The sequence below is a fragment of the Hydrogenoanaerobacterium saccharovorans genome (assembly GCF_016901815.1).
GTDB classification, from domain to species: domain Bacteria; phylum Bacillota; class Clostridia; order Oscillospirales; family Ruminococcaceae; genus Avimicrobium; species Avimicrobium caecorum.
Genome location: NZ_JACSNR010000003.1, coordinates 108,661 through 125,982, shown reverse-complemented (window position 1 = coordinate 125,982; position 17,322 = coordinate 108,661). Strand labels below are relative to the sequence as shown.

General features: G+C 56.9%; 17 protein-coding genes. 9 read left to right on the top strand and 8 right to left on the bottom strand.

Annotation, left to right across the window (positions count from 1 at the left end; translation table 11 throughout):
* Positions 1-37 precede the first annotated feature (37 nt).
* From H9X81_RS04230 to rpmH, 6 genes are all read right to left on the bottom strand, one after another.
* On the bottom strand, positions 38-511 hold the full coding sequence (locus tag H9X81_RS04230) for a pyridoxamine 5'-phosphate oxidase family protein (RefSeq protein ID WP_204720083.1): 474 nt from the start codon (positions 509-511) through the stop codon (positions 38-40).
* Positions 512-646: 135 nt separating this feature from the next.
* Complete coding sequence (jag, locus tag H9X81_RS04225; protein ID WP_204720081.1) at positions 647-1,753, bottom strand: RNA-binding cell elongation regulator Jag/EloR; 1,107 nt, start codon at positions 1,751-1,753, stop codon at positions 647-649.
* A 90-nt stretch (positions 1,754-1,843) separates the two neighbouring features.
* A complete protein-coding gene (gene yidC, locus H9X81_RS04220; protein WP_204720079.1) occupies positions 1,844-2,992 on the bottom strand; it encodes a membrane protein insertase YidC in 1,149 nt (382 codons plus the stop codon).
* A 187-nt stretch (positions 2,993-3,179) separates the two neighbouring features.
* On the bottom strand, positions 3,180-3,440 hold the full coding sequence (yidD, locus tag H9X81_RS04215) for a membrane protein insertion efficiency factor YidD (protein WP_177503884.1): 261 nt from the start codon (positions 3,438-3,440) through the stop codon (positions 3,180-3,182).
* Entirely contained in the window at positions 3,437-3,805 is a 369-nt protein-coding gene (gene rnpA / locus H9X81_RS04210; RefSeq protein ID WP_191392130.1) for a ribonuclease P protein component, read from the bottom strand. Before rnpA ends, yidD begins: the two co-directional genes overlap by 4 nt.
* Before the next feature lie 116 nt (positions 3,806-3,921).
* Complete coding sequence (rpmH, locus tag H9X81_RS04205) at positions 3,922-4,056, bottom strand: 50S ribosomal protein L34 (protein WP_177503887.1); 135 nt, start codon at positions 4,054-4,056, stop codon at positions 3,922-3,924.
* Between the two features lie 407 nt (positions 4,057-4,463).
* Here rpmH and dnaA point away from each other — a divergent pair, with 407 nt between their 5' ends.
* From dnaA to gyrA, 9 genes are all read left to right on the top strand, one after another.
* Positions 4,464-5,822 (top strand): chromosomal replication initiator protein DnaA, encoded by a 1,359-nt coding sequence (gene dnaA / locus H9X81_RS04200; protein WP_204720077.1) that lies wholly within the window; start codon positions 4,464-4,466, stop codon positions 5,820-5,822.
* A gap of 525 nt (positions 5,823-6,347) precedes the next feature.
* Entirely contained in the window at positions 6,348-7,475 is a 1,128-nt protein-coding gene (gene dnaN / locus H9X81_RS04195; RefSeq protein WP_204720075.1) for a DNA polymerase III subunit beta, read from the top strand.
* 28 nt (positions 7,476-7,503) lie between these two features.
* Positions 7,504-7,740, top strand: coding sequence for an RNA-binding S4 domain-containing protein (locus H9X81_RS04190; RefSeq protein ID WP_177503893.1), 237 nt, complete (start codon positions 7,504-7,506; stop codon positions 7,738-7,740).
* Positions 7,727-8,878 (top strand): DNA replication/repair protein RecF, encoded by a 1,152-nt coding sequence (gene recF / locus H9X81_RS04185; RefSeq protein ID WP_204720073.1) that lies wholly within the window; start codon positions 7,727-7,729, stop codon positions 8,876-8,878. The genes H9X81_RS04190 and recF overlap by 14 nt, the downstream gene beginning before the upstream one ends.
* Entirely contained in the window at positions 8,878-9,147 is a 270-nt protein-coding gene (gene remB / locus H9X81_RS04180) for an extracellular matrix regulator RemB (RefSeq protein WP_177503897.1), read from the top strand. Before recF ends, remB begins: the two co-directional genes overlap by 1 nt.
* 132 nt (positions 9,148-9,279) lie before the next feature.
* Positions 9,280-11,262: a DNA topoisomerase (ATP-hydrolyzing) subunit B gene (gene gyrB, locus H9X81_RS04175; protein ID WP_204720216.1), complete on the top strand. Its 1,983-nt coding sequence runs from the start codon at positions 9,280-9,282 to the stop codon at positions 11,260-11,262.
* Between the two features lie 11 nt (positions 11,263-11,273).
* Positions 11,274-11,867, top strand: a complete 594-nt coding sequence (locus H9X81_RS04170) for a YcxB family protein (protein ID WP_204720071.1) — start codon at positions 11,274-11,276, stop codon at positions 11,865-11,867.
* 21 nt (positions 11,868-11,888) lie between these two features.
* Positions 11,889-12,824 carry a hypothetical protein gene (locus H9X81_RS04165; protein WP_204720069.1) on the top strand — a complete coding sequence of 312 codons (936 nt, stop codon included), beginning with the start codon at positions 11,889-11,891 and terminating at the stop codon, positions 12,822-12,824.
* 21 nt (positions 12,825-12,845) lie between these two features.
* Positions 12,846-15,362, top strand: coding sequence for a DNA gyrase subunit A (gyrA, locus tag H9X81_RS04160; protein ID WP_204720214.1), 2,517 nt, complete (start codon positions 12,846-12,848; stop codon positions 15,360-15,362).
* Between the two features lie 82 nt (positions 15,363-15,444).
* Here the strand turns inward: gyrA and H9X81_RS04155 are convergent, their stop codons facing one another.
* The gene (locus H9X81_RS04155; RefSeq protein WP_177504527.1) at positions 15,445-16,323 is read right to left on the bottom strand and encodes a hypothetical protein; all 879 of its coding nucleotides are present in this window, start codon (positions 16,321-16,323) and stop codon (positions 15,445-15,447) included.
* A gap of 89 nt (positions 16,324-16,412) precedes the next feature.
* Positions 16,413-17,240 carry a trypsin-like serine peptidase gene (locus H9X81_RS04150; RefSeq protein WP_177504525.1) on the bottom strand — a complete coding sequence of 276 codons (828 nt, stop codon included), beginning with the start codon at positions 17,238-17,240 and terminating at the stop codon, positions 16,413-16,415.
* Positions 17,241-17,322 lie beyond the last annotated feature (82 nt).

The window sequence follows — 17,322 nt, the reverse complement described above, 5'->3', positions numbered from 1 at the left end:
CTCCGGGAATACGGGGCAGGGCGGGAACAGGAAACCATCAGCGGTGATACTTGCCGGTGAGGGTGACAGGAGTGACTTCCACCAGGGCTGTACCGGCGATGCGGGCCTCGGGAATGGGCAGATCCAGAAGCTCCGGGGCATACTTCTCGGTGATCGCCAGGAAGACGCGGCGCTTTTCGGCGGGATCGTCCACCAGCCGTGCCTTGCCCCGGAGGACAGCGCACACATAGGCGGCGTCGGCCTGGCAGGGATTCCCGGCGCCCTCGGTGAGGATTCCGCCGAACTCCCATACGGTAAAGCACACCCGGTGATCCCGGGCGATATTCTCCAGCTTTTCCCCGGCAGGCAGGCCATGGAACCAGAGTTTGCCGTCCTGCCAGAGATAGTGCACCGGCACGCCATAGGGTGCGCCGTCCGCTCCCGAGGTGGAGAGCACACCCACCTGTCCCCGTCCGAGCAGGGCGAGGGTGGCTTCGGGTGTCATGGAGAACTCCTTCATACGATGCTGCATAACTGAAAATCTCCTTTCATACTGGGCCTTGTTTGCCTCTATCTTACCACAGCGGCCCGGGGGCTGTCACCTGCCCGAGCGCAAAAAAACAGACAGCGGGGATTTCTCTTCCCGCTGTCTGCTTCAAAGACAGGATTACAGCTCGATCTTGCCGTAGAGCGGCTTGTCCTCGGCTTCCTTCAGGGGAGCCTTGGGAGCTGCCGGCTTCTCGGCGTTTACCGCGGTATTCTCAACCGGACGGCTGTCCCGGCGGCGGTCGCCGCCGCGTCCGCCCCGACGGCCTCTGCCGCCATGTCCGCCCCGGCGATCCTGCTGGGGCTTGCGGGGATTCAGCGAGCTGATAACTACCCGACGGTTGGGCTCCTCCCCGATGGAGGTGGAGGCTGCGCCTTCCACACCCGCTACCGCCGCGTGAATGATCCGGCGGTCATAGGGGTTCATGGGCTCCAGAGTGGTGCTGCGTCCGGTACGGACCGCGTTCTTTGCCATCTTCACAGCCAGTTCTTCCAGGGTCCTGGTGCGCTTCTCCCGGAAGTTGCCGCTGTCCAGGTTCACCCGGACATACTCGCCTTCGCCCCGGTTGGCTGCCAGGCCGGTGAGTACCTGCAGGCTGTCCAGGGTTTCGCCCCGGCGTCCGATCACGACGCCCAGATCACTGCCCTCAATGAGCAGCACCAGGGTGTCTTCCCGCATCTTCGGGGTGATGGTGAAGTCCTTGACTTCCATGGCCCTGATCACTTCGGTGAGATAGGCCGCTGCCAGCTCTGCCTTGGGCTTTACTGCCTCGGGGATCTCATCGCTCAGCTCGGGCAGGGGACGCATGGGCTCGATCTCCGGCTTCTTCTCCGCCGGCTTCTCGGCTCTGGGCTTCTCTGCCTTTTCCGCCCTGGGCTTTTCCGGCTTGGGTTCCGCCGGCTTTTCTGCCTTGGGCTTCTCGGGCTTCGGCTCATTCTTCGGCTTCTCCGCACGGGGTTCCGGCTTCTTCTCTGCCGGCTTTTCGGCAGGCTTTTCCGCCTTCTTCTCCCGACGGCCCTCCTGGGGACGGTTGGCACGGGGTTCCGGTGTGCCGTCCTCCCAGGTCACCTTGACCTGAGCCGGTGTGGTACGCAGTCCAAAGAAGCTCTTCTTGGCCAGTGCCAGGATCTCAAACTCGATTTCCGAACGCTCACAGCCCAGTGCCGCACAAGCTGCTTCGATTGCTTCGTCCACCGTTTTGCCGGTGCCGATATATTCTCGTTTCATCTGTGTTCCTCCTCTTGATACAGACCGCTGTATAACTGCCGGGACAGGAATCCCCGGCGACGGGAACCGTTCCGATGAACAGATCTGCTCTTATTCCAGATCCTCGTCCGAAACTTCCACATATTCCTCGCCATAACGCTCGGCGTCACGGCGACGGGCTGCTGCCAGCTTCATACGGTTGATCTCCTTCTGGGAGAGCGCCTTTTCGTCTACTTCATCGTTCTCTACCAGATCGATCAGAGTCTCTTCCTCTACTTCCACCGGAGCATTCCGCTTCTTGCCTGCCTTGGCAGCTTCCGCGGCCTTGCGGTTCTTTTCCGCCTGCTTTTCCTTGGCTGCCTTGCGGGCTTCAATCTTCTCCTGGCGCTCAGCTTCCCGCTGGGCTTCCAGTTCAGCCTTGGCCTTCTGTGCCATCTCACGGGGATTGTAGAGCTTGCCCAGCACATACATCTGGATCAGAGCCAGCGCGTTGGACAGTACCCAGTAGATACCTACGCCTGCCGGTACCTGGAAGGAGATCCACACCGACATCAGCGGCATCATGATCATCATCGACCGGTTCATGGCAGCGGTGGAACCTTCATTGGGCATGGCATTGTTCTTCATGGACAGCCAGGACATCAGGAAGGAAGACAGTCCCGACAGGATCGGAATGAGCAGGAAGAGATTCAGGGCAAAGGTGGGAGTTGTACCCAGGTCCAGACCAAAGAAGGTAAAGTCGAAGTTCTGGATCTGGCTGACAAAATCGCCGCCAATGGACGAAAATGCCGCGGGATTCTGTGCCACCGCGCTGATGACACTCATTTCCTTGCTGTACCGGCTCATACCGCCTTCACCCAGTACGCTCTGGGCAATGGAAACAGCATTGGAAATGGTAGCCGCATCCATGCGCAGCAGATGGGTCAGGGGGTTATAGATAACATCAATCAGACCAAAGAGAATGGGGAACTGGATCAGGGTGGGCAGACAACCCGACATGGGGTTATAGCCCTCTCTGGCATAGAGGTTGGTGAGCTCCTCATTCATCTTCTGGGGATTTTTGGCGTATTTCTTCTGGATCTCCTCCATCTTCGGGCGGAACATGGCCATCTTGACCATGCCCTTCTGCTGCTTGATGGAAAGGGGCAGCAGGATCAGACGGGCCAGCACAGTGAACATCACCAGGGCCAGACCATAGTTCTGTACCAGCGAATAGCAGAAGTGGAGAATCCAGCCAAGCGGGATACCAAGTATTCTCATTCTGTGTACTCCTTACAGTGGATTATTTCGGACGGTTCATAGGTCCCCCGGAATTTTCAGGGATCACACAGGCTCTGAGTAGTAAAAAGGAGGGGGCGAACCTGTATGATACGGTGTTTTGGTCAGAAAAGAGGGAGTCCTCCGGGGGAACGGGGACCCTGCCCTTTTTCGGGGAAACGCGGGACGATCAGTCCGGTTCGGATTTTCCGCGGAAAAAATGGAACTCTTCCGGGACAGGATCATATCCGCCGGGGAAGAGGGGATTGCATCGCAGAATCCGTTTGACAGCAAGAAACCCGCCCCTCAGTACGCCGAAGCGACTGATCGCCTGGAACGCGTAAGAGGAGCAGGTTGGATAAAACCTGCAGTGGGCAGGCGTATATGGACTGATACATCTCTGATAAAACCGGATCAGGGCCAGACACAGCCCCTTGAGGGGATTTTTCATCGGGCATTCTCCTCAGTCCGGGCAGCATCGGCCTGCTGCGGCAGCATAATGGAACCCAGCTGGTTTTTCATCACAGCCAGGACTTCCTGCATTTTTACCTCGCCGGTGGCGCCGCGGGCGACAAATACGATGTCATACCCCTGACGAAGCTGCGGCTCCAGAATACGATAGGCTTCGCGGATAACTCGTCTGGCGCGGTTGCGTCTGCAGGCTTTGCCGATTTTTTTGGTGGCAGTGAAACCCACCCGGTTCACACCCAGCCGGTTCCTCAGGACATAGGTCACCAAAAGACGGTGGACCCGGCTCTTGCCTTTGGCATAGGCCCGTCTGAAATCCCTGTTCTCATTGAGCGTAACCGACTGCATGCAAACTCCTTCTGGCTTTCCCTGCCTGATGGTCTGCCGTAAGGCAGCAGAAATTCCGGATTCTTACCAATAACAAAACAGGACCACAAAGCGATCGTTTGCGGTCCTATAATATCTTAGTAAGACAGTCTTTTTCTGCCCTTGGCTCTTCTGCGAGCGAGCACCTTGCGACCATTTTTAGTTTTCATTCTCTTGCGGAAGCCATGCTCCTTCTTTCTCTGAAGCTTCTTGGGCTGATAGGTTCTAAGCATCAGGACACCCTCCTTTCAAAGCGAAACCTTGCAAGAATATAGTATAGCTTATCCCAAGCCCCGCTGTCAAGGCACAAACCCACATTTTTTCCCGGAAAATCGCCTTTTCCCAAAACTTTTTTCCGGTTATTTCCGGCATCCGCCCCAGTTTATGGCCCGATGGGCTATACTATTTATATATAATAGGCTGAAAACCCGTTGAAATCTTGAAAAGAGCGTGAAACTATGGTATCATTTATGAGTGAATTTTGAACAGTTTCCGGCTGTGTAAAATCCCGGAAAATTCGTGGAAGATGAGTTTTCCACATTTTCCACCAAGTTATCCACACCCTTCTCCCACCCTTTCCACAGAGCAGTTCCGGAGAAGTGGAATCAGTGAAAAACCAAAGGAAGGAAAGAGTTGAGTTATGGAGTCCTTTGCGGAAGTTTTTACCCTCGTCAAAGAGTACTGCAAAAAGGAAGTCAGCCCCGTGCCCTATGACCTCTGGATCGCCCCGATCCAGCCGGTGGGCTTTGAGGACGGCAAAGCCAGGCTCTCGGTGAACAGCAGCTTCATGCAGGACGTGGTCTCCAAAAAGTACATGGATGTCCTCACCCGGGGCTTTTCCGAAGTGATGGGCTTCCCTGCGGAAGTGGAGATCCTCTGCGTGGAAAAACCCACCGAGGTCAATCCCATCCTGGCGGCTGAAGAACAGTCGGTGGCCTTCAACCGGTACAGCCCCGAGGAGATCGAAAAGAGCAGTCAGGGCGGCGATTATGAATACACCTTCGCCACCTTCATTGTGGGCAACTCCAACAAGTTTGCCCATGCCGCTGCCCAGGCCGTGGCTGCCAATCCTGCCAAGGCCTACAATCCGCTGTTCATCTACGGCGGTTCGGGACTGGGCAAAACCCATCTGATGCTCGCCATCATGAGCGAGATCAAACAGAATCACCCCGATTACAACTGCATCTACATCAAGGGCGAGGAATTCACCAATCAGATCGTGGACGCCATCAAGAATGACACCACCAATGAGTTCCACAACAAGTACCGCAGTGCCGATGTGCTGCTGGTGGACGATATTCAGTTCATCGGCGGCAAGGAGCGTACCCAGGAGGAATTCTTCCATACCTTTGAAACGCTGCACCAGAACGGCAAGCAGATCATTCTCACCTCCGACCGGCCGCCCAAGGAGATCAAAACCCTGGAGGACCGCCTCAAGACCCGGTTTGAATGGGGCCTGCTGGCAGACATCCAGCCCCCGGACTTCGAAACCCGTGTGGCCATTGTCCGCCGCAAAGCCGAGCTCATGGATCTGGATATGCCCCCGGAGGTGAGCGAGTACATCGCCAACAAACTGAAATCCAATATCCGGCAGCTGGAGGGCGTGGTGAAGAAGCTCAAGGCCTATAAGCTGCTGGTGGGCAGCCCCACCACCATTCTCATCGCCCAGAATGCCATCCGGGACATCTTCAATGACAGCCAGCCCATCCAGGTGACGGTGGAACGCATCATCAGCGAGGTGGGCCGCACCTATGGCGTCACCCCCGATGAGATCCGCTCCCAGAAGCGCACCGCCCATATCTCCACCGCCCGGCAGGTGAGCGCCTATGTGATCCGGGAGATCACCCAGGCGTCCATGCAGGCCATCGGCGATGAGCTGGGCAACCGGGACCACTCCACCATCGTCTATGCCATCGGTCAGGTGGAAAGCCGCATGAAGGAGGACACCCACTTCAAGGAAACGGTGGAAGACATTGTGAAAAATATACGGGACAGCTAAACTGCTCCCGGCAGAACCCCCTTTTCGGGGGAGTTTTCCACAGGCCGCCGGTTCTGCCCGGGTTTTTAACATATCCACTTATCCGGACGGTGGAAAACTCCGCCGGACTCCACTGGTGCTTTTCCACCGGATTTTCCCGGAAAACACCGGAAGTTCTCCACCGCTTTGAGAAGTTTCCACGCTGCCCCGGACCCGCCGGCGGGAATCCACAGCCTTTTCCACAGGCTCCGGACAGCGCCGCACCCTCAAAAAACCGCGTCACTATGCGGTTTTTTCCGGTTTTCAAGGTTTCGGCGCCCCCTACTACTCCTACTAAATATTATCTACCTGTATAGATATATACTCCGCTGTTTTTATGATGGATCAGCTGCCTGCGGCAGTGTCCTTCGGGGAAAACCAGCCGATCCACTCTCAGTGTACCTTCCTAAACCAGGGTTCGTTCACTTAGAGTGGAGGGGTTGTCCCAGGGCGGAGGTCCCTCCTTGATTTCCTTCAAGGAGCTGTACTGAAAGGAAGGTTTTTGAGATGAAGTTTTCCTGCGACAAGGCCGTGCTCTCTGCCGCGGTCTCCAATGTATCCCGGGCGGTGACCACCCGCACCGCTCTCCAGGCCCTGGAAGGCATTCTGATCCGGGCGGAAGGGGATACCCTCACCCTCACCGGCTACGACCTGGAACTGGGCATCACCACCGTGATCCCCGCTGCGGTATCCGAAGAGGGCAGCATCATTCTCGGCGCCCGGCTGTTCGGTGAGATGATCCGCAAGCTGGAAGGCGGCGAGGTATTTGTAGCCAGCGACGACAAGCTGCTCACCGAGATCCGGGGCGGCGGCGCTGAGTTCACCATTCTGGGCATGGATGCCGCTGACTATCCCGAGCTGCCCGGCCTGGGCGATGCCGAGAGCCTCACCCTGCCCCAGCATGCCCTCAAGTCGATGATCGAACAGACCCAGTTCGCCATCTCCCAGAACGATACCAAGCCGGTGCACACCGGTTCCCTCTTTGATGTGATGCCCGACAGCGTCACCGTGGTATCGGTGGACGGCTACCGCATGGCAGTGCGCCGGGAACTGTGCGACACCGGCCTGGAAACCCGCTTTGTGGTGCCGGGCAAGACCCTGGCGGAGATCGCCAAGCTCCTTTCGGACGAGCCCGCCGGAGAGGGAGAGCCGGAAAAGACTGCCTCCATTCAGGTATCCCGGCAGTATATCCTCACCACCATCGGCAGTTACAGCCTGGTATCCCGTCTGCTGGACGGCGAATTCCTGGACTATCAGGCTGCCATTCCCCAGGGCTATACCACTCAGGTGACCGTCTCCACCCGGGAACTCATCGCCGCGGTGGACCGTGCCTCGCTGATCATCTCCGACCGGCTGCGCAGCCCTCTGCGTCTCAGGTTCGAGGAGGACAGCCTGCGCATCACCTGTACCACCTCCCTGGGCAAGGCCTATGATGAAGTGCCCTGCCATATCGAGGGCAATGCCCTGGAGATGGGCTTCAACAACAAATATGTCCTGGATGCCCTGCGGGCAGCGGACTGCGATGAGATCTGCCTGCAGATCAGCGGACCGCTTTCGCCCATGAAGCTGGTGCCGCCGGAAGGGGACAGCTTCCTGTTCCTGGTACTGCCGGTGCGCCTCAAGACCGAACAGTAACCGATCATACAAAAAGGAGGAAGCCGCTATGGAACGTGAACAGATCGCCATTGACAGCGAGTTCATCAAACTGGACAGCTTTCTGAAATTCGCGGGCCTTGCCCAGACCGGCGGTCAGGCCAAGGATGCCATTCAGGCCGGCGCTGTGCTGGTAAACGGCGAAGTCTGCACCATGCGGGGCAAAAAGCTCCGTCCCGGGGATATTGTCACCACCCCGGATATTCCCGATCTGGAATTCGAGGTCATTGCCCGTGCGGATCAATAGCCTTTCCCTGGAGAATTACCGCAATATTATCCGGTGTGACCTCACCCCCGGGGAAGGGGTCAACCTCATTGTCGGCGACAACGCCCAGGGCAAAACCAACCTCATGGAGGCCATCTGGCTGCTCACCGGGGAGAAAACCTTCCGCTACGGACGGGAACATGATATTCCCCGGCTGGATATGGACCGGGAAACCCAGCGCACCCGGGTCTATGCCAATGTCTTTGCCGAGGGACGGGATCAGGAACTGGAATATATCCTCTGGCCCCGGCGGCAGGTGAAGATCAACGGCATCACCGAACCCGGACGGGGCGCCTTTTCCGGGAAGTTATGCTGTGTGATCTTTTCCCCGAACCATCTTTCCCTGGTGCGGGACGGCCCCGCGGAACGCCGGGATTTCCTGGACGGCGCCATCTCCCAGCTGCGGCCCCAGTATATCAAGGTGCTCAGCGACTACAACCGTGCCCTGGCCCAGCGCAGCACCCTGCTCCGGGAGGCCTTCCGGGACCGCGGCCGGCTGGATCTGCTGCCGGTATTCGATTACCATGTGGCACGGCTGGGAAGCCTGATCCAGGTCACCCGGCAGAGCTATCTGACCCGCCTGGCAGAATATGCCGCCGGGTTCCATCAGGGGATCTCCGCCGGGAAGGAGGAGCTTTCGGTGCGCTATACCATCGGCGGCACCGGCAGCGGTATCCTCGACCCCGAAGGCAGCCGGGAAGAGCTGGAACAGGCTCTGCTCTCGCTGCTGGAACAGGGGCGGGAAGAGGATCTCCGGCTGGGCAGCACCGGGGCAGGCCCCCATCGGGACGACCTGGCGCTGCGGCTCTCGGGCCGTGCTGCCCGGAACTTTGCCTCCCAGGGACAGCAGCGCAGCATCGTGCTGTCGCTGAAGCTCGCCGAATGCGAAATGATCGCCGATACCATGCACAGCCAGCCGGTGGTGCTGCTCGACGATGTGATGAGCGAGCTGGACCGTTCCCGCCGGGAATATCTTCTTAATCGTCTCACCGGACGGCAGGTGTTCATCACCGCCTGTGACGACAGCCTTCTCTGGGAAACCAGTGACGCCGAAGTCGTCGCGGTCCAAAACGGGGAATTTTACCCCGGAGGCTTTCCCATCTGTGAGGAGGAAGGATAATGTACCTGCATCTGGATACCAATACGGTGATCTGTACCCGGGAGATCGTTGCCATTCTGGACATCGAGAACAGCTCGGTTTCCAAAATCACCCGGGAATTCTTTGCCGCGGCCCAGAGCCGGGGCGAGATCATCTATCTGAGCGGCACTGAACTGCCCAAATCCTTCCTGCTCTGTGAAAGCGATGGAGTGGGACGGGTCTATGTATCCCATCTGGCGCCGTCTACTCTGCGCCGCCGGGTGGAAAATACTGCCGCGGCCCTGCGCTGACTTTCCCTGTTCCATACAGGAAACGGGGAAGGACAGCCGGCACGGCTTTCCTGAAATTTCGCGTCTGCCATTCTGCTCCTGTTCTGTGCCGGCAATGCCGGGGCGGGACAGGAACCGGTTGTTTTGTATACTATGTCCGTTCCGGCACAGGCGCCGGACCGGGCGACCATCAAAGGAGAATCATCTGTGGAAAACAAACCTATCAGCGAACAGTATGACGGCAGTCAGATCCAGGTCCTGGAAGGCCTGGAAGCCGTCCGCAAGCGCCCGGGCATGTATATCGGTTCCACCGGTCCCCAGGGCCTGCACCATCTGGTCTATGAGATCGTGGACAATGCCATCGACGAGGCTCTGGCGGGGTTCTGTACCCATATCGAAGTGGAACTGCTGCCCGACAATGTGGTCCGGGTCCGGGATAACGGCCGTGGTATCCCGGTGGATATTCAGCCCAAACTGGGAATTCCCGCAGTCACTGTTGTATTCACCGTGCTCCATGCCGGCGGTAAGTTCGGCGGCGGCGGATACAAGGTGTCCGGCGGTCTGCATGGCGTGGGTGCTTCGGTGGTAAATGCCCTGTCCACCTGGCTGGAAGTCGAGGTGCGCCGGGACGGACGGTGCTGGAAACAGCGCTTTGAATACGGCAAGGCCACCGGTGACCTCTATGATGCCGGTCCCGCTGATGAAAGCGGTACCACTGTCACCTTTGCCGCCGATCCCGCCATCTTTGAAACCACCCTCTATGACTATGAAACCCTGCTCACCCGTCTGCGGGAACAGGCCTTCCTCAATGCCGGCGTGCGCATCACCTTCACCGACCGCCGGGGCGAGGAACCGGTGAGCGAATCCATGTGCTATGAAGGCGGTATCAAGAGCTTTGTGGACTATATCCACAAGCGCCGCGGCGTGGAAGTGCTGCACGATGAGATTATCTACATCTCCGGCGAACAGAACGGTCAGATGGCAGAGGTCGCCATGCAGTACAACGACACCTACAACGAACTGGTGCTGTCCTTTGCCAACAATATCCACACCCCCGAAGGCGGTACCCATGAGGCCGGCTTCAAGGCGGCACTGACCCGGGCACTCAACGACTATGCCCGTAAGAATGCCATTCTCAAGGACAGCGACAAGAACCTCACCGGCGATGATGTCCGGGAGGGTCTTACCGTGGTGATCTCGGTGAAGCTCACCGATGCCCAGTTTGAGGGCCAGACCAAGGCCAAGCTCGGCAATACCGAGATCCGTTCCCTGGTGGACGGCATTGTCTATGAAAAGCTCAGCTACTTCCTGGAGGAGAATCCCGCTGTGGCCCGCACCATTCTGGACAAGGGCGTCGGCGCGGCCCGGGCCCGGGAAGCTGCCCGGCGTGCCCGGGAACTCACCCGGCGCAAGTCCGCCCTGGAGACAGCCTCGCTGCCCGGCAAGCTGGCAGACTGCTCGGAGCGGGATATTGACCTCACCGAGATCTACATCGTCGAGGGTGACTCGGCGGGCGGTTCTGCCAAGAGCGGCCGTGACCGCCGGTACCAGGCGATCCTTCCCCTGTGGGGCAAGATGCTCAACGTGGAAAAGGCACGGCTGGACCGTGTCTATGGCAACGACAAGCTCATGCCGGTGGTGACCGCTCTGGGCACCGGCATCGGCAGTGAATTTGACCTCTCCAAGCTGCGGTACGGCAAGGTCATCATCATGGCGGATGCCGATGTGGACGGTTCCCATATCCGCACCCTGCTGCTGACCTTCTTCTTTAGGTTCATGCGTCCCCTCATCGAGGAGGGCCATGTGTATATCGCCCAGCCGCCGCTCTTCAAGGTAGCCAAGGGCAAGAAGGTATACTATGCCTTCTCGGACGAGGAACGGGACCGCTACATCGCCGAGCTCACCGAAAACGGCGGCAAGGCGGAAGTACAGCGGTACAAGGGTCTTGGTGAGATGGACCCCGAACAGCTCTGGGAAACCACCATGGATCCGGCTACCCGGACCATGATCAGGGTCACCATGCAGGACGCTGTGAAGGCCGATGAGGTATTCACCATTCTCATGGGTGACAAGGTGGCTCCCCGTAAGGAGTTCATCGAACAGAACGCCAAGTATGTTTCCAATCTGGATATTTAAGGAGGTGCGGCATGGCTGAAAAAGAGATCATTCTCGAACTGGACTACCGCATTTCCCCGGAGGATTTTTATACCTTTTCGGTGCGGTCGATGAACCGGCAGTATGCGGCCCGGGCCAAAAAGACCAACTTCACCGGCATTCTCAAGCTGCTGGTGGGCATTCTGGTGCTGGGGTATGTGATCTATGCCCGGCAGACTGCCATGATCCAGTCCCCGCTGATGAATGAAGTGGTACTGGTGCTGGCTGTGGTGATCTTTGGTTATGGGGTGTACTGTTTCTCCTATTACCGGTGGATCTTCCCCTATCTGGTGAAGAAGTATGCCCGCAGCGGCTACAAGAACTCCTCGTACCTCCAGAATCCCATCAGACTGCGGTTCTACTCCACCGGCTTTGATGAGGAGAGCGAACAGAATACCCTGTCCTTCCGCTGGCAGCAGTTTAGTCGTGTGGTGCTGGAGGAGGATATCTATATGCTGGAACTGAGAGAGGGCGGCCGTACCCTGCTCATTCCCCGGCACGCCCTGGAAGAAGAAAAATTCCTCCTGGACGAACTGATCCGTACGGTCTGCGGCAAATACAAACTGCCGCTGGACACCACCTATTGATCGATACAGGAGGAAAATCCCATGGAAGAGAAAACCCCTGTGGGGAGCAATGCCCCCATCGAAGAATCAACTGAAAAGAAAACCTCCCCTGCGGGGAGCAGCTCGGCTTCGCCGGCGCCAATCGAAGGAACTTCTGATGTGGTAGATACTGCATCGACTGACGCAAGCACAAAGTCTGCTGATGCAGGCGCAGAGTCTGCCCCTGCGGCGCCTGCGGCGGGCGATTCGGCTTCGCCGGCCTCAATCGCAGAAACTGCTGATGTGGTAGATTCTGCATCGGCTGACGCAGGCGCAAAGAGTGCTGGTGCAGAAGAAACTGCATCGGCTGATGAAGCCTCTGCGGCGGAAGCTGTTCCGGACGAGGAAGAGGACGAGAATGCCCAGTGGGAAGCCTATGAGCGGGAACAGGCGGAGATTGAAGAGAGCCGCCGCAAGCCGGGCAAATACCGCTGGGTGATGAAGCAGGACGATATGCGGGAAGCCATGCTGGCACTGGAAAAAGCCAAGGGACGCTACCGCATGTATACCATCGCCGCCTATGTGATGTGTGTATTCGCGCTGGTACCGGCAGCGGACTTTATCCTGACCCGGAGTGTATTCTCGATGATCGCTGCCTTTGCGGCTGTGGCGCTCGGTTTCTGGATTCACGGCATTACCAGCCGTGCCGCCCGGGGCGCTATGAAGCAGATGAATCCCCGGGGCATCAAGTTCTCCATCGAGGCGAAAAAGCATGGCCTGCAGGTCAGTGATATGGTCAACAAGGCTTCGCTGATGCCCTATTCCTTCTTCAAGGCCGCCTATGAAACCGAGGATTATCTCTCGCTGGTGACTGTGAAGAACTCGGCTCTGCATATCAAGCGGGACGAGGGCAGTGCCTCCTATCGGGCCCTGCGGGAAAAGCTCCAGCAGGAACTGGGCGAACATTTTGTGTCAAAGAAGATCCAAAAGAACAAGTAAGGAGCGAAATTGGTGACTGGAATGGAACAGGAAAACAATAAGATCATCACGGTCGACATCGAACAGGAGATGAAAAAGAGTTTCCTGGATTATTCGATGTCGGTAATCGTGAGCCGTGCCCTGCCCGATGTGCGGGACGGCCTGAAGCCGGTCCATCGCCGGATTCTCTATACCATGTATGAAAACGGCCTCTCTCCGGAGAAGGCTTACCGCAAATGCGCGGATACAGTCGGTGCTGTACTGGGACGGTACCACCCCCATGGTGATGCTTCGGTCTATGATGCCCTGGTGCGTCTGGCACAGGACTTCTCCATGCGTTACCCGCTGGTGGACGGACACGGCAACTTCGGTTCGGTGGACGGCGACCCGCCGGCAGCATACCGATATACCGAAGCCAAGATGAGCAAAATCTCCACTGTGATGCTCACCGACATCGACAAGGAAACGGTCGACTTCGGCTCCAACTACGATGACCGTCTGAAGGAGCCTTCGGTTCTGCCCAGCCGGTTCCCCAATATCCTGGTGAACGGCAGCACCGGTATCGCCGTTGGTATGGCAACCAATATCCCGCCCCATAACCTGGGCGAAGTCATTGACGCGGTGGATCTGCTGCTGGATCACCCCGATGCCGGTCTGGATGAGATCATGACCTGCATTCAGGGTCCCGATTTCCCCACCGGCGGCATCATCATGGGCCGGAGCGGTATCCGTGCCGCCTATGGCACCGGACGGGGCAAGATCACCCTCCGGGGCCGTGCCGAGATCCAGGAACACAAGAACGGCCGGGAAAAGATCGTCATCACCGAGATCCCCTATATGGTCAACAAGGCCCGGCTGATCGAATCCATCGCCGGTCTGGTCAAGGAGAAGCGCATCACCGACATCAGCGACCTCCGGGACGAATCCGACCGGGACGGCATGCGCATTGTAGTCGAGCTCAAGCGGGACGCCAATGCCCAGGTGGTGCTCAACCAGCTGTATAACTATACCCAGCTCCAGGATACAGTGGGCGTTATCATGCTGGCTCTCCATGACGGTCAGCCCAAGGTCATGACCCTGGGGGAGATCCTCACCCATTACATCGACTTCCAGGAGGAGGTCATCACCCGGCGTACCCAGTTTGACCTGCGCAAGGCCAGGGAACGGGAACACATTCTCGAGGGTATGAAGCTGGTTGTGGATCACACCGACGAAGTGATCCACATTATCCGCCACTCCGAGGATCAGACCGATGCCAAGAAGAACCTCGGCGAGCGGTTCGGTGTCACCGATGAGCAGGCCAGCGCCATTGTAGCCATGCGTCTGGGCCAGCTGTCCGGCATGGAACGCATCAAGATCGAGGAAGAACTGGCTGAGATCCTTAAAAAGGTTGCCGAGCTGGAGAGCATTCTCAGCGATGAGCAGAAGCTCAAGGCCATTGTCAGGAGTGAGATGAACGCCGTCCGTCAGAAGTATGCCGATCCCCGCCGTACCGAGGTACAGGCTGTGAGCGGTGAAGTGGACATCGAGGATCTGATCCCCGAAGGCGACTGTGTCATCACCCTGACCCATCTGGGGTATATCAAGCGTCAGCCGGCTGATACCTACAAGACCCAGCGCCGGGGCGGACGGGGTATTTCGGGCATGAGCCAGCGGGACGAGGACTTCGTGGAAGAACTGTTCCTCTGCTCCACCCATGACTATATCCTGTTCTTCACCGACCGGGGCCGTGTATACCGGCTCAAGGGCTATGAGATCGGTGAGAGCAGCCGTGCCAGTGTTGGTTCCAATATTGTCAACCTCCTCCAGCTGGAGAAGGGCGAGAAGGTCACCTCCATGATCCGGGTGCGTCCCGAGGACGAGGGCAAGTTTGTATGCATGGTCACCGAACAGGGCGTTATCAAGCGTACCGAGCTGTCGGCTTACCGCAATGTGCGCAAGATGGGCCTGATCGCTGTTTCCCTGGACGAGGGCGACCGTCTGGCCTGGGTACGGCTCACCAGCGGTGAGGATCAGCTCATTGTGGCAACCCGTCAGGGTATGGCCATCCGCTTCAATGAAACCGATGCCCGCGTTCTGGGCCGTACTGCCCGGGGCGTGCGTGCGCTGAATCTGGAAGAGGACGATATTGTGGTGGGCATGGTGCCGGTGATGGAGAACACCACCGTCCTGACTGTATCCGAAAACGGACAGGGACGCCGCACAGACCCGGCAGAATACCGTCTGCAGAGCCGTGGAGGCAAGGGCATCAAGAACTATGATACCCAGAAGAACGGGCCGGTAGCGGGCGTTCTGGCAGTCGGGGAAGAGGACGATGTGATCCTCATCAGCGATGACGGCATCATTATCCGTATCCCGGTGGCAGAGATCTCCACCCAGAGCCGGTATGCCGGCGGTGTGCGTGTCATGCGCATCGGGGAAGGCAGCCGTCTGGTATCCCTCTGCCGGGCTCCCCATGAGGACGAGGAGGAAGCTGCCGCTGAGAGCGAAGCTCCTGCTGAGGCAGAAACTCCCGCTGAGGAGACTGCGGACAGCACCGAATCCCCTGTGGAAGAATAACACTCTGCTATAATCTGACAGAATACTACAAAAAGGACTGCTCCTGTGCGGGGCAGTCCTTTTTTGCTTAGGCGTATACCAGTTATTCCAGTGTCAGGGTGATTTCGGTGTAGCCACCATCAATCGTCAGCTCCCCTTCGGCAGTCCGACCGTCCGGGGCTGTTGCGGTGCCGCGGTATTGGAAGCCGTCCCGCTGGTGCTCCTCGGTATTGGAGGGGAAGGAGTAGAAGTAGTACCCATCTGCGTCAGTGTAGCCACCCATCGGGAGAGGCTCGTCATTTTCCGGTTTTTCGATCTGTTTGCCGGTGTTGTCCAGGCTGGGATTTTTGGTGCAGATAAAATCAACGCTGGCATTCTGAACCGGATTGCCATCCTGATCCACCACGCGGAAGGCAATCTTGATCGCGTTTGCCTCCGAGGCCTCCCGGTAGCTCTGCTTGTGCCAGACCAGCGTGACCTTGCCGTTCTGGGCCTGTATTTCTTCCGGTGTAAACGGGTACTCCTCGGCGCTCTCTTCATCGTTTCCGGAATTGATGGAGTGGTTGTAGACCTCCAGAATCAGGTTGGTGGCAGGGACATCGCTGAACTGGCGTGTGAGCCCCTGCTGATCGGTTAAGCCGGCAGTAAATAGATCATAGAGGTCAGGCTGCTTGGGAGTGGGAGCGGAATACCATATATATACATCCAGATTCGGCTCAGGTTCGCCCTCCTCATTGACCACCTGGACGGTGAAGGTCTGGGGGAGGGCCGCCTCGGGCGTCGAAGAAGCTGTCTGGGAAGAGGATTCCTCCTGAGAGGAGGGTTCCGGCTCGGAACTGGATTCGATGGAGGAGCCAGGCTCAGAAGAGGAGCTGCCGGAAGAGGAGGATTCCAGAGCAGAGGGCGAATTGGGGCCAGCACAGCCGGAAAGGAGCAGCAGGAGAAGAATTCCAGCCGCCAGAAAACGGCATATCTTGTTCATTGCAGGGTACTTCCTTTCGTATTTTATAAGGTTTATGCTGTATAAATGCAAAAAGGGAGAAAACCTCCCTTTTGCATGAGAAATTATAGTTATTCGACAAAGCTCATCAAATAGTCATAGCAGTCACTATTCATTCTCTGGGCCGAATTGTATCCATCTGAGTAGTCATCATCGACATAATCTCCAGTAACACCATTCGGACCATAGTTGTAAATGCCAACAACCTCATAGTCATCAGTGTAGATAGGGGAACCACTCATTCCAGAAAGAGTATCATACTTGAAGCTAAAGTCCTCAGTTGTGACAGCTGTGACCAGTTTGTTGCTTCTCTGCTTATAGAGCTGAGCAGATTTCCAATCGTACCCGGAAAGTGTGAGGTATTCGCTCTTATATTCCGAGTTGCTCAAACCCGGATTCAGGGACATAGGCTTCACATCTGATGAAAACGGCTCATCCAGAGTGACACATCCATAATCCAATTTCCAGTCATGAGTTGTTTCAAACTCTGGAAGCACATGCATATTATTCCGATTACTAATTGTCACACTATCCAAGCCGCCGCTGGGGCTATCACCAGGTACGATTTTAATTCTTTGAGCTTTAGTATCATAAGTAAGATCGTAGATACAGTGACCTGCAGTCCCCATAGTCAAATCAGAATACATAAAACCGGTTCCATACACTGTTTTCGATGCACCAGTTTTGGGATGTACAAATGTCAATGTGAGGTTGCAAATTGCGTTTGAGCCTTTTGCAGAAGTGTCGCTGACTTTTACACGGTTATCAGATCCAAAAATAACATAAGTTTCAGCATCTCCTGGTGCTTTATACGGGACAGAATTAGCGAAGGAAGTAACAGAAACGGACGCAGAAATTGCCAACATTGTAAGTGCCAATGCGAAGATTTTTTTCTTCATAATTCTCAACCTTCCCTTTAAATGTAAAAAATCCTATTTTTGGAGATCGATCCCAGTTATTATTCTAATTCACAAAATAGGA